The 13637-nt window shown below is 49.1% G+C and carries 7 protein-coding genes; all 7 read right to left on the minus strand.

Going from position 1 to position 13637, the window contains the following annotated elements; all coding sequences use genetic code 11:
* Positions 1-7 precede the first annotated feature (7 nt).
* Positions 8-1534: a RagB/SusD family nutrient uptake outer membrane protein gene (locus tag HGH90_RS28800; protein ID WP_169192511.1), complete on the minus strand. Its 1527-nt coding sequence runs from the start codon at positions 1532-1534 to the stop codon at positions 8-10.
* 17 nt (positions 1535-1551) lie between these two features.
* Positions 1552-4950, minus strand: coding sequence for a SusC/RagA family TonB-linked outer membrane protein (locus tag HGH90_RS28805; RefSeq protein WP_169192512.1), 3399 nt, complete (start codon positions 4948-4950; stop codon positions 1552-1554).
* Between the two features lie 51 nt (positions 4951-5001).
* The gene (locus HGH90_RS28810; protein ID WP_168765403.1) at positions 5002-5994 is read right to left on the minus strand and encodes a FecR family protein; all 993 of its coding nucleotides are present in this window, start codon (positions 5992-5994) and stop codon (positions 5002-5004) included.
* A gap of 61 nt (positions 5995-6055) precedes the next feature.
* Positions 6056-6721 carry an RNA polymerase sigma factor gene (locus tag HGH90_RS28815; RefSeq protein ID WP_168765404.1) on the minus strand — a complete coding sequence of 222 codons (666 nt, stop codon included), beginning with the start codon at positions 6719-6721 and terminating at the stop codon, positions 6056-6058.
* A 191-nt stretch (positions 6722-6912) separates the two neighbouring features.
* Positions 6913-10293, minus strand: a complete 3381-nt coding sequence (locus tag HGH90_RS28820; RefSeq protein ID WP_169192513.1) for a M43 family zinc metalloprotease — start codon at positions 10291-10293, stop codon at positions 6913-6915.
* Between the two features lie 449 nt (positions 10294-10742).
* Positions 10743-12059 (minus strand): hypothetical protein, encoded by a 1317-nt coding sequence (locus tag HGH90_RS28825; protein WP_168765406.1) that lies wholly within the window; start codon positions 12057-12059, stop codon positions 10743-10745.
* A gap of 13 nt (positions 12060-12072) precedes the next feature.
* Entirely contained in the window at positions 12073-13461 is a 1389-nt protein-coding gene (locus HGH90_RS28830) for an aminopeptidase P family protein (RefSeq protein WP_168765407.1), read from the minus strand.
* Between the last annotated feature and the right edge of the window lie 176 nt (positions 13462-13637).

Raw genomic sequence — 13637 nt, forward strand, 5'->3', positions numbered from 1 at the left:
CTTCCCCTTAGTTAGCCATCGGATTATTCACCGTTTCTTTCAATGGAAGCGGATAGAAGGCTTTGTCGGCGGTATACTTACGACCGGCTTCCTTCATTTCTGTTTCCAGCAATCCCCACCTGCGTAAGTCGTAGTAGCGGCAGTTTTCCAGGGTGAGCTCCATCACTCTTTCATGCATGATCTGTTTGAAGATATCGTCCTTGACGGTGAGGTTTAACGCCGGCATTTTTGCGCGGGCTCTTACGTCATTGATGAGACTCATAGCGCCGGGCTTCCCCAGTTCATTGAGTACTTCTGCCTGCATCAGCATTACATCCGCCAGGCGGATCAATGGTATGTTGAGGGCATTGTCGTTTCCTAAACGATCGAGTGATGCCGGAATCCATTTCCTGAAGGCAACCACGTTGGTACCTGCCTCAAAAATCTGGTTGTATGTATATCCGTAGGCACGGGGATTATTGGCATCGTTGAAATATGGATCATTGAAAACGAGGTTGGCATAAACGCGGTGGTCGTACAGTTGATCGGTAGCGGTTTTTCCCTCCTTCAGCATTTCCGTGAGTAAACGCGGCGTACCGTAAATTTCGCCGTAACCACCCATTTGCGAGGCAGCCATCCAGTCGGCCAGGTAGGAGCCATAGGAAGCCCCGTTGTTTACGTCGGAAGACTGCTGCAATTCAAAGATAGACTCGGCGGTATTTTTGCCAACGCCATTGAACATGGACATATAGTTATCTTCCAGGTGGTATTGGTTGGAAGCCAGTACTTTGCCGAACCAGTCGGACGATGCTGCCAGCAGCGCAGGCGCCGCACCTTTATCTTCTCCGGCGCGGTACAGGTAAACTTTACCCAGGAATGCCTGTGCAGCGCCTTTGGTAGCCCGCCCCAGCTCTGCATCAGGGCGCTCGCTTCTCAGTGGCAGCACTGCTTCTGCCGCTTTTAACTCGTTGCAGATAAAGTCCCATGTCTCTTTACGATCAGCTAAGCCTTTGGGCAGTTCTGCCTCTTTCTGTGGAACCTTATCCCGGATGATGATCTTTTCAAAATCCACCAGGAGTTTGTAATGATAGTAGGCGCGCAGGAAATGGGCTTCTCCCAGGATCTGTTTGCGGGAAGCATCGTCTATCATGGAAGGCTGCATGGCGGCTACGTTTTCCAGTACCTGGTTGGTGTAATAAATACCGCGGTAATTTTCTCTCCATAACAAATCTATCGCATAGTTGCCGGAGGTAAAGTTGAAGTTAAAGTGCTCTATCCACCAGGAATAGTTATAGGCATCATCGCCGGCTTCCACATAGTCTTCCCGGTAGAATTCGCGTACTGAACGGGCTTCCACATAGTTATCCCAATAAATAAATCCTTCCACCTGTGAATAGGCGGCGGCCAGGCCCGACAACGCTCTTTCTTTGGAAGTCCAGTACAAGTCACTTTCCAGTTTATCAGGAGAGCGCTGGTTTAAAACATCCTTGCTGCAACCTGGTACTATCGCCATCAGGGCAAGTATCAGCGGTATATAGACGTGTAATTTTCTCATCTTGAATAATTTTATGCTTAGAAAGACAATTGCGCACCCAGTATCACTTTCTTGTTCTGAGGGTATGCCATACGATCCATACCGGTGTTGAGTACGGAGGCTCTGCCTATTTCCGGGTCCAGCCCACTGTAGTGGGTAAGCGTTAACAGGTTTTGTCCGCTGGCAAACAGGCGCAGCTTTTGTATTTTATAACGACCCAGGATGCTTTGGGGGAACGTATAACCCAGCTGGATCGTTTTCATCCGCAGGTAGTTGCCATTTTCCAGGAAGCGGGTAGATTCGCGGGCATTCCTGTTAGGGTCGCCCAATACGGCACGTGGTATATTTGTATGGGTATTATCTGGTGTCCAGGCATTTAAGGTGGTGGTGAGGAAATTACGGCCGGCGTCCATGCCTTCCAGCTCGAAGCGGTTACCATTGTAGATTTTGTTGCCGCTTACCCCTTGCAGGAACAGTACCAGGTCGAACCCTTTGTAATTGAGTGTGATATTGAATCCATATTCCAGTTTAGGGAAGCCTGATCCCTGGTAGGTTTTATCATTTTCATCGATCACGCCGTCTCCATTGGTATCTTTAAACCGGATATCGCCTGCTTTGGCGGCAGGTTGCAGGCGATCGCCCGCTTTATTTTTGTAGTTGGCTGCTTCAGCATCTGACTGGAATATGCCATCTGCTTCATACAGGTAAAACGCCCCTACTTCTTTGCCTACACGGGTTTGGTTGGCAATATGGTCCGCACCGAATTTCAGACCTGTACCATATAACGTCTGCCCTTCGTTGGCCAGTGTTACCACTTTATTTTTCACGCTGCTAAGCGTACCGGTGAGACTGTATTGGAGGGCGTTTTCGTGTTTGCTGTATGTAAACTCAAGTTCCCATCCCCGGTTGCTGATTTTACCTACGTTCAGCGTAGGGTTATTTACGCCGGAAGAAGGGGGTACTTCTTTGGTGATCAGCAAGCCATCTGTTTTATTGTTAAACACGTTGAAAGATCCGCTCAGTCTATTTTGCAGCAGGGCGAAGTCGACGCCTATATTGGAAGAACGGCTGGTTTCCCAGTGCAGCTCGCGGCCCAGCAGGTCCTGCCCGATGATACCGGTCCATGGCGTGCTGCCGCTCCCCTGTACATAGCCGCCTAACCAGGTATTGTCGACATACATGAGATTCAGGTGATCATAAGGCAGCAATGCTTCTTCTGTTCCCAGTTCACCATAGCTGGCGCGCAATTTCAACATATCCAGCCAGCTGATAGTGTTCATAAAGCTTTCTTTCTGGATATTCCATCCCAGGGCTACAGAAGGGAATACGCTGTAGCGTTTGGCCAGGTCGAATTTGGAGGAGCCATCTCTTCTCACGGATACCTGGATCATGTATTTATCATCGTAGGCGTAGTTGATGCGACCGAGGGTAGACAGGCGTACATATTTTGTTTTGCTGCCTCCGGCGCCGAAAGTCCCTCCCAATGCGCCGTCCATGGTAACGAAAGACGGATCCAGGAATCCGCCGGGCACTGTTTTTTCAACCAATTGCCCGTCCTGTATAGTACGTACAATAGTTTTACCATCGGCTGTAACGTTCAGCCAATCGCTGGTAGTTTCCTGTGCTGTGTAGCCCGCGAGTACATTGAGCGCGTGTTTTCCTTTATTGAAATCGTAGTAAAGCAGGTTTTCCATTAGGCGTTGCCGGTTGTTGGCGCGCTGGTTATAGAGATAAGCATAGGGTACGGCGCCATCGTTGGCATTGATCCGGACAGCGGGTCGGAAAGCGAAATCAAAGTTGTTGGCATTTACCAGGTTGAGGTTCGTTACCGCTTTCAGCCCCTTCCATAGATCAAGGGTTAGGCGGGTGTTTACGTTGAAATACTGGGTAGTGTTGTATGATTGGAAATAATGATCGGCGCCTACGGGATTCTGGTATTTAGGCAACCCGTTTACCGTTAAGCCATATCCGTATTTTTCACTGCTGTCGAGCACCGGGAGCAAAGGCGACTGAAAATAAGCTTCCCGGAGGGAAAATTTCTGTACCTGCGTTTTAGTCTCGGAGTAGGTCAGGTTAGCTTCTACCGTTAAAATACCTTTTTTGTATTCATTGCGGGAGCGTACTGTTTTCTTTTTAAAATCAGATCCGATGAAATTACCTTTTTCATTGGTAATATCTCCACTGAGGGCATAGGTAATATAATCGCCTCCACCGCGCAGGTTGAGGTTATAGTTTTCTGCGTTACCCTGTTGGGAGATTTCATCCTGCCAGTTGGTATTAACGCCGGTATTCTTGGTCACGTAGGCGGGCAAATTGCGGCCGGCATTCTGATACATCATTTTGAGTACCGATTTATATCCGTCGGCATCCAGGAGTTTGTATTTACTGGTAGGGCTTACCAGGCCGTAGTAGGCGTTGAAGTCGATCACCGGTGCGCCTTTCTTCCCTTTTTTGGTGGTGATGATCACTACGCCGTTGGCACTGGAGGAACCATAAATAGAAGCTGCGGCGCCATCTTTCAGCACTTCCATGGACGCGATGTCGTTATTGCTCAGGTAAGTGGGATCGCCGGGAGAGCCATCGATGATGAAGAGTGGCCGGTGGTTACCAAATGTGCTGAGGCCGCGGATGCGTACATCGGCCATGGCGCCGGGCTGGCCGCCAGTGCTGGTAACAGACAGGCCGGCTACTCTTCCCTGGAGGGCGTCTACCGGGTTGTTGGTAGCCATGTTCTGGATAGCGGAGCCTTTTACGGAAGAGATGGCGGCGGTAACGTTACCTTGTTTTTGCGTACCATATCCCACTACTACCACCTGGTCCAGTACTTTCACAGATGCCTGCAGGGTGATGCTGATATCGTTACGGCCACCCACGGCAACTTCCTGAGGTTCATAGCCGATGTAGGCAATTTCAAGTACAGCATTTTCCGGTACGCCGGCGAGCTTAAACTTTCCGTCTTCTGTGGTGAAAGTACCTTTGTTGCTGCCTTTTACCTTAATGGTGGCGCCGGGAATCAGCTCGCCGGTGGCGGCCTTTACGATACCCTGCAGCTCGTGCTCCTTTTGCTGTTCCACATTGGTTACCGCTGGCGGCACAGGGGCGCGTTTTACCAGGATCATGTCGTTGGTAACCCGGTATTCAAGGCCTGCGGCGGCGCAGATATCTTTTAACAGTGTTTCTACCGTACGTACTTTTTTGTCGATAGAAAATTTGGCGGTACGTTCCAGGTCATCGCGGTTATAAGAGAATTTTAACGCGGTATTTTTCTCCAGGTAGCGAAGCGCGTTGAGTACACTCGACTGAGAAAATCCTATTTCGACTTTATTTTTTAGCCCCTCGGGTATCTGTACCCACGACAGTAAACATACCGCCAGCGCAATACAGCACACACGCCGGGTTATACTCTTGTAATGACAAGAGATGCTTTGCTTTCTCATAACGTCAGAAAGTTTATAGTTTAGAATGGAATAGCAGCCTTGCTGCGCTCACTATTGGTTGATAAATAACTCGTTTTTGGAGATATTAATTTTAAGATTAGTGATGTAAGTAATAGAGGCAATCACCTCTGGTAAAGACTTGTTCATGAACTGGCCATTGAAATGAATAGCCTGATAATTGCGGGGTGCTACATGCACCTTAACACCGTACCAATACTCCAGTAAGCTGGCTATTTCCTGGAGGGAAGCATCTTTAAATAACAATCGTCCACTGCGCCAGTCCGATTCCCTTGCAGCATCAAATGTGCCGGCAATCAGCCTTCCCCGGCTCGTTGTCACCTTTTGTCCCGGCAACAGTGCCGCTGCCGCATTGTTGGCTGCTACGTTCACTTTCCCGGATAGCAATGACACCTGCACATTGTTTTCAAAAAGATAGGCCCTTACTTTAAACACCGTGCCCAGTACCTGTACAGTAGCCTGCCCGGCGGTTACCGTAAATGGGCGTTTGTCATCTTTCTGTACATCATACAACGCCTCGCCTTGCAGGATCAGGTGGCGTTCCTGCTGATTAAAGCTGGCAGGGACTTTTAATGTACTGTTGCAGTTCAGGATCACCGTACTCCCGTCTGCCAGTATTACCTGTTTACGAACACTATCCGCGTGGTACGTGGTATACGCCATGGCGGCGGTGCTATGCGCGGTGCGCGGTTGTTTTTTCCACAACCATGCGCCAACGATAGCCCCTGCAAACATAGCTGCCGCGGCCACATACGGCAGGTAGTTTTGCCGGCGTTTTCCATGGACACGGTCCGTTTCAATCATTGCGCGAAGCTTGTTGAATTCTTCCTGCTTCTCGGAAGCGTTGAGTCGTACCCCCAGGCGCAGCACCCATTCCCTCGCCTTCTCCGTTTCTGGCCGTTTATGAGGGTTCCGTGCAATCCAGTCGTTCCAAAAAGCAACATCTTCGTCGTTACTCTGCAGACAGTAACGTACAAAGGATTCGTTCAGCATAAAATCTTCCGCCATGAAGGCCTGTAGGTTCATGAATTGCCCGTTTAATGTAAAGAGGACCGGTACTTTTCTTTTTTACTAAAGAAAATGAAAATTATTTTACTAAATACCACAGCAAGGTGAGTGACAAGAAGGACAAAATCCTGCGAAGCTGTACCATAGCGGTATGCAGGGTATTATAAATAGTACGTACAGAGGCGGAAGTTTTAAGGGATATTTCTTCCATGCTCATATTTTCATAAAAACGCAGGTGGATAAACTCTTTTTGCCTGGCTGTTAACTGTGCCAGCACCTTTTCCATTTTATGGCGTAACTGTACATCCGCCTCCATGCCGATGAGCACGGCCTCGTAGGGCTGTTCTTCCGGCTCCTGGAACAGCTGTCCCGCATATTTGGCAGAGCGTTTATGCTCTTTGCCCAACAGTTTGCTGAGGCGGCGTTTGAAACAGATAAATATATAATTGGGGATATGATCCGGCATGATCAGCTGCTCCCGTTTCTTCCACAACTCCACGAATACATCGTTGATGGCTTCTTTTACCATTTGCTGATCCAGCACCACGGATATTCCGTAATGATACAGGTTATCGTACAGTTCATGATAGATCTTATACAAGCCATGTTCGTTATGTTGCTGGAATTCGGTCCAGAAAACGGCAAGGGCTTCTCCGGCAGCAGGCTTGCTGTCAGGCACAGGCAAAGGTGCTATATTTTTATGTGGAGAAGACAATGCCACCGGGAACAGGTTATGAGCCGCCAAAGTATTATATTTCCCGTGAGTAACCTATGTAAAAATTAACCTCAAGTATACATATTTTAACCTGGTAAGCAGAAGGCAGAAAGCAAAAAGCTATTGTAGCGATCATGTATCGGATAAATATCCGGATCGATCATTCGCTACAATAGCTTTCTGCTTTCTGCTTTTTGCTTTCTGCCTTCTGCTTTCTACAGCTACTTCACTACCTTGGTAGTACGATGACTCGTACCATTGGAAATATCAATAATGTAAATGCCGGAGCCCAACAGCGACAGATTATCCAGCTGTAGATAATTGTTCCCTTTCACCACCTGGTGTTGTTGTTCCTTCTGTATATAGCCATTCATATCATACATGCGTACCAGTACCATACCCGCTACCGGCGACTGGTAGGTGATATTGATTTTATCGGTAAACGGACTGGTGGCATTCAGCCGGTTGGTATTAACATTGGCATCCTGTTTTTTAGCCAACATGGTTCCACCGGTTACTTTGATGGTATAGTCTTCTACCTCACCCTGGTAGGAATCTACCCCACAGGGTTTCACATTGCTGCCATATCCCATCCTTACCCGAAGCAGGGTGGCGCCGGTTTTAGCGTTAGCCGGTACAGTAATGGTTTGGGTAAACGGACCGCTGCCACGTTTCACAAATATTTTCTCCGTGGTATCATTGAGCTGTTTGTCGCCATTCCAGTCTACCCATGCAGCCACCGAAATATCCGGCCAGTACTCCACCGCCAGGTTGATCTGCAGCTGGTAGGAGCCACCGGCGGTGACCGTAGCCGATTGGGCGGTAAAATCTTTATACCCGTCCCATTGCGAGCTGTTGTCGAGATTGGCCAGCCGTACCCGGGTAATGGTGTTGTAATTTAGCGCGGTGCTGGCAGTGCAGTAGTCCTGTACGTGTACGCTGGTGTCGGCGGTTGCAGGGGCCGATTGACCAGCTTTGATGCTGCCACCGGGCATAGTATTGTAAGCATAGTCCATCAGCGTATAGCTGCTGCCGTTAGCCGCTACTTTAAATCTGAACCAGCCATAGAAATGTTCGCCACCGGCCGTGAAGGTAAAGCCGGCATAACCTGTTTTACCTTTCCACGTAGAATAGGTGGTGGTTACGAGGTTATGCTCATCGGGGTAAGCTCCGCCTGCTACGAAATGTGAGGTATCGCTGATAACAGTATTCAGCGCCAGCAGGGAAATGTTTTTGGTTGCGCCATCGCAAACCATGGGCTGCTGGTAGGTTTCCAGTCGCAGCTTCCCGCTGTCGGACCATAACCCATAGGCCGCTTCCGGGATATTATCTACCAGGAAATAATACCAGTTGTTGGTGGCGTTAATTGTATACACCGTATCGTTTACGTCCACATACTTAATGGTATATGGGTCGCGGAAGCTAAGCGACAACTGTTTCTGGCTGCTGTCGGCCGGCTGTTGATTGCTAAAGGCGGCGGGCAATATATTGATGGTAACCACGCCACTGTTGGAGGCAGCGTTACTGGCGGCACTACCGGTAAAGGCTAAACGCGCCGTGGTATTGTTCAGGGCTTTCAGCTCCACGTTTAGTCCCGCCGGCAGGTTGCTGACGGTATAGTGCGTATTACGGGTAAAGATACCGCTGCCGATAGCAAAGGTGTTACCGAGAATACCTATTTCGGCGGTATCGCTGAAGGCGCCGTTGTTAGCCAGTGTTTCGCGGAACTGCGACCGGGACCAGGAAAGCGTAGGCGCGCCGGCGTTGCCTGCGGCAATACTACCATTGGGCGCCTGGTTCCAGGCGTAGTCTTTAATTACATAGCTGCTGCCATCAGCAGCTACAGCAATACGAATCCAACCGTAACGAGGCTTGCCGTTCAGCGTAAATTTAACGCCTATATAGGCCGTTTTGCCTGCCCATTTCGTATAGGTGTTGCTGTAAATATCGTGTTCATCAGGATAAGCGCCGCCAGCCACGAAGTTAGACGTATCGCCGATCAGCGTATTGACAGGCAGCGGGGAGATGTTCCTGGAACTGCCTTCGCAAACGGCTGCTTTCTGATAGGTTTCCAACCGGAGTTTGCCACTGTTGAGCCACCCGCCAAAATCACCGTCCCCCGCGTTGAAGCTGAAGTAGGTCCAGATATTTGCACTGTTAATCACAATGTCGGGAATATCGTTATACACGATCTTATATGGATCTATGAAATGAATACCCAGGTTGATATATGGCCGGTATAACGCGCCTACACCACCCTGAATGGCAGCGTTCAGGAAAGTAACCTTTAGGCTATCGGTGCTGTTGACAGCATTATGTTGCGCAGCATTGCTGGTGAACGACAACACGGCGGTGGTATTGTTAACCACCTGTATCACCGGGGTAAGGCCAGCCGGCAGCTGTTGCACGGTGAAGTGCGTGCCCTGCACCAGGTTGCCGCTATTGAACGCAAACGTAGCACCACCCAGCAATTTGAGGGTATCGGCCATTGTGAGTGCACCGTTATTCGCGTCGCTCTCGTTGAATAAAGTGAACCCGGGCACCAGTCGTTTGACAGAATCCTGTAATAAGGTAGCGGCGAGGTTGGCGGCCGACCACAAGTTATTTCGGTGGGCAACGGTGCTGGTCAACGCAGCCAGCATCCGGTCACTTTGCCCGACCGTAAACATCTTGGTGCAGGAGGAATAGTCCATATAGTTTTCTACGTTGGCTACCGGACCGCAAGAGTTGGCGTTGAGATTACACCCGCCATAGTTTGATAAGGTAGGAGGCGTATCGTCTACCCCATCTCCCGGTGCATTACATCCGTTTTCAAAGGTATGTTCCAGGTTGAGAAAATGCCCTACTTCGTGGGTCAGTACCCGTTTCATATAGGGGTAACCGTTTTCGGAGCAACCTACGCCTGGCGCCCCGAGGTAACGCCAGTTATAAACTACCCCGTCGAGGTGATTGGCCGCTACCCAGTCATCGGGCAGGTAGGTCCACCCGGAATTATTATACACACCTTTCTGTTCTACCTCGCTAACGATCCAGATATTGAGGTATTTTTCCGACGGCCAGTAGGAAACGCTTTTCACCGCGGCGCCCGATCCATCGGGAGAACGACCATCCAGATCGTTATAGTGGTAGGTTACGCCGGTAGTCGGATTCCCCTGTGGGTCAATATCGGCGAGGCGAAAGGTAATGTGCAGGTTAGCAGCCAGACCTATAAAGCGGGGATCAATCTGCGAATAATCCGCATTGGCCAAGTTATAGTCCTGATTCAGGATATCCATAGCAGAGCGGATTTGTTCCATGGTTACCTTATAAGGATTTACTGGGTCGTTGACATGAAATACTACCGGGATAGTATATTGTACCGGCTGGGTAGCCAGGGTGCGTCGTTGTTCCCGCATTTTAGCTACGATGCTGCTGATATAGGCTTCTTGTTTGCGAGCAGCCTGTAAGGAGGCCGGGTGCTTTTTATACAACTCCTGCATGGCCCTGGAAGATGAACAGTGGTCGGGCGAGGGAGCCGGCGCATTTTTTTGCTGCGCCACTACACCTCCACTCACCAGGAGGCAAAGCAGTGCCGCTATTATCCGTTGAGATAACTGTGACATATAAACGATTTAAACATAAGGGTAAAAGAATTCCTGCCGGTAGCAACCCGCTACCGGTAAAGCTGCTACAGCTGGTATGTTAGCTGTATGAATAAGGAGCAAAAATTCTACTTCATAAAAATGGTTTTAAGGATGAGTTGATAAATCGACGGGAAGAATTGAAGATAAGGGCTTTCGTCTGCGGGTCATAGAAAATTCAACACCGTTGATCTGATTCTGTTTTGGTTGAAACACCGTGTCCTGCAAGGACCTTCATAAACGGGAATGTGGCGCTGTTCGAATGCTGCTGTTGCACAGCGAATTTAGAATAATGTACTTGAATGGTATACGCTAAAATTGATAGCTTCTTTGCCGATATTAACCCGATATCGCTTTTTTTGTCTCTTGCCGTAACAAAAAAATCCCATACCGCAATGGTATGGGATGTATGACAGCGATTTGGCTTAATACTATTTTCCTGACTGCAGCAGGTTGTTAGGCGTCATTTCGTTGCTCAGCAGGTAACCGAAGCCCTCCCATCTTTTATCCGGCTGCTGGCCGTAATGGTTATCCAGGTATTGCTTCACCAGGTCCTGCCCGTAATTATAATTAATCACATAGCTACGGTTCTTTTTAATAAACTGGATGCCTTTGGGGATAGACTCTTCATTGAGCAGCGTATAATCACGCAGCCACCTGCTCGCTACGGAGTCGGACATCGTGCCATTTACCAGTCCTCTGCCTACTTCGTTACGTGCATAGTTGAGTGCTCCTTTGATGGCCAACGCTTTAAAGTAAGTGCTGATGCCGGTGGTATCCAGGCCTGCCAGCGGCAACAATACATCGCGGGTATATGCGATTTTTTCTTCACCGGGGAAAACCATTTCTATACCGTAGTTGGCGCTGCCTTCCGCAATCAGCGACTGTGGACTGAACAACGGATATAGTGATATTTCCACCCAACCCTTGTCGCGATAAAGATGCTTTTCCAGGAGCATATTATAGACATGATGCCCCGGGTATCCTTCGTGGCAGCTGAGATCTATGGCTTTCTCTATAAAAATCGGCACATCCACGCTTACCTGGATCAGGCTATTATAATTGCCTTTGTACCAGTTATAGCCCATCCAGGGTTTACCGGTTACATATTCCAGGGTAAAGCTTTCTGTTGCCGGCAGCTGGTAATGCGATAAGGTACGTTTACGCGCTTCTGCTATCGCCGTTTTAAAAACGGTATCCAGTTTATTCTTTGGAATAATAAAGTGGTTAGCCAATTGCTGGAACCGGTTGGCAACCGGGCCTTTCCCGGGTAGCAGGCTATCCAGCGAGGCGATCAGCGACTGGTAGTGTGATTCCGTGTAAATAGGCGCCATGGCATTAAATAAATCTTTCGACTCTACGTCAAAGGGCGCATATACACCGGTGATGATTTGAATACGCCTGCTGAAGGCAGTGAGTTGTGCATCCATCCAGTTTGCCCGGGTAAGGATGGTATCATTTGTTGTGTTGTTAGCTACGTTGTCCAGCAATAATCTCAGGTTTCTTATTGCATTCAGAAAGCTATCTTTCGGAAAGGTGATGGATTTACTACTCACCGGCTTCAGCGAATCGGGGCCATAGTAAGCATCTACGAAATCCGGATCATATTGACCAATGGCCAATCCCAGCCGCACATATTTTTCAGCGAGTTTATTGAGGGCCGCCGTCCCATTATCTGTTGCTTTCGGCATACGCATGGTGCAGGCAAATAATATCAAAGGCAACAATGCCCATAGTTGTTTTTTCATATGGTGGTATTGTTTAGCCGGCAATCAGTTGTTCTATTTCATTGGCGGTACTGGCAAAAGGCCGGCCCAGTTTGCGACCGCCGTTGGCAGTAATCAGGAAATTATCTTCTACGCGCACGCCGCCAAAATCTTTATAGGCCGCCAGTTTTTCGTAGTTGATAAAGGCGGTATGCTTACCGGCTGCCTGCCATGCGTCGTTGAGCATCGGGTTAATGTAAATGCCTGGCTCAATAGTCAGTACAAAGCCTTCTTCCAGCTCCCTTCCCAGGCGCAATGATTTGAGGCCAAACTCCTTGCTTTTATGCAGGGTATCGGTATAACCTACATATTCCTCTCCCAGGTTTTCCATATCATGAATATCGAGTCCCAGCATATGCCCCAGGCCACAGGGGAAGAACAGCGTGTGTGCGCCGGCGGCTACCGCTTCCGCTGCATTGCCTTTCATCAGCCCCAAAGCGATGAGGCCTTCCGCCAACTTTTCGCAGGCTAGCAGATGCACATCTTTAAAGCGTACGCCTGGCTTCACTGCATCGGCGGCCGATTGATAGGCATGATGTACAATGTCGTAGATTTCTTTTTGGGCGGTGGTAAATTTCTTATTCACCGGATGCGTACGTGTCAGGTCTCCTGCATAGCGCATGGCATTTTCCGCACCACAGTCGCACAATACCAGTTGCCCATTCTGCAGGGGCGTGTTATGTGGATGATTATGCAGGATTTGCCCGTTAACGGTGAGAATTACCGGGAAAGAAATATTTCCTCCGCCGGCGATAGCTACCGCCTGGATGCCACCAGCAACCGCTATTTCGGTAACGCCTGCCGTCGACAGCTCCATGGCTTTCAGCTGCATGTCGATGGTAGTGTTTACGGCCATTTCTATTTCGCGTACTTCTTCGGCTGTTTTGATAGCACGCTGGCGTACAATCGCTTTTATGAGTGCCACCGATACCTGTTGTGGGATCGCAGCCACCGGGATATCCAGCCACTCGCTCAGTTTAACCGTAGTATCGCCGCGGTAGGGAGGCACAAAATGTATGGGTTGTTTGCTGCTGCGGGCGCGGGCCAGGAAGTCGGGTAAAGCAGAAGTGGGCCGTACATCTTTAATGCCCACCTTAGCTGCCAGGGAGGCAATTGTTTCCACCGGCCCCGTCCACATAATTGCTTCCATGGTTAGCTCATCGCCGAATAAGATCTCCCGGTTGTTATCTATATCCATAACAAATGTGAGTCCCGGCTGGTCGATGCCCGTGAAATACAAAAAGCAGCTGTCCTGCCGGAAGGGATAGATGTTATCCTTATAGTTCATGCCACTGTCGTCGTTTCCTGGCAGTAAAATAACGCCACTGCCTATATCGGCTTGCAGCCGGTTTCTCCTGTTGATATAAGTTTCCTGTGAAAACACCGTCAAAATGGTTTTATGGATGATTAAAAAATGACTGGTTAAATTTAGGCAACAAACGTCAATAAAGCGTTGTCAGGTTAAAATGAGCCGATAGGTGGTTAAATATTGCGAACTATACTCCCGGGACACAATTGGTAGATAGCCTCAGGTATGTACATCATAAACGAACAAAGGGC

Source organism: Chitinophaga sp. Ak27 (assembly GCF_012726295.1).
Taxonomy (GTDB): domain Bacteria; phylum Bacteroidota; class Bacteroidia; order Chitinophagales; family Chitinophagaceae; genus Chitinophaga.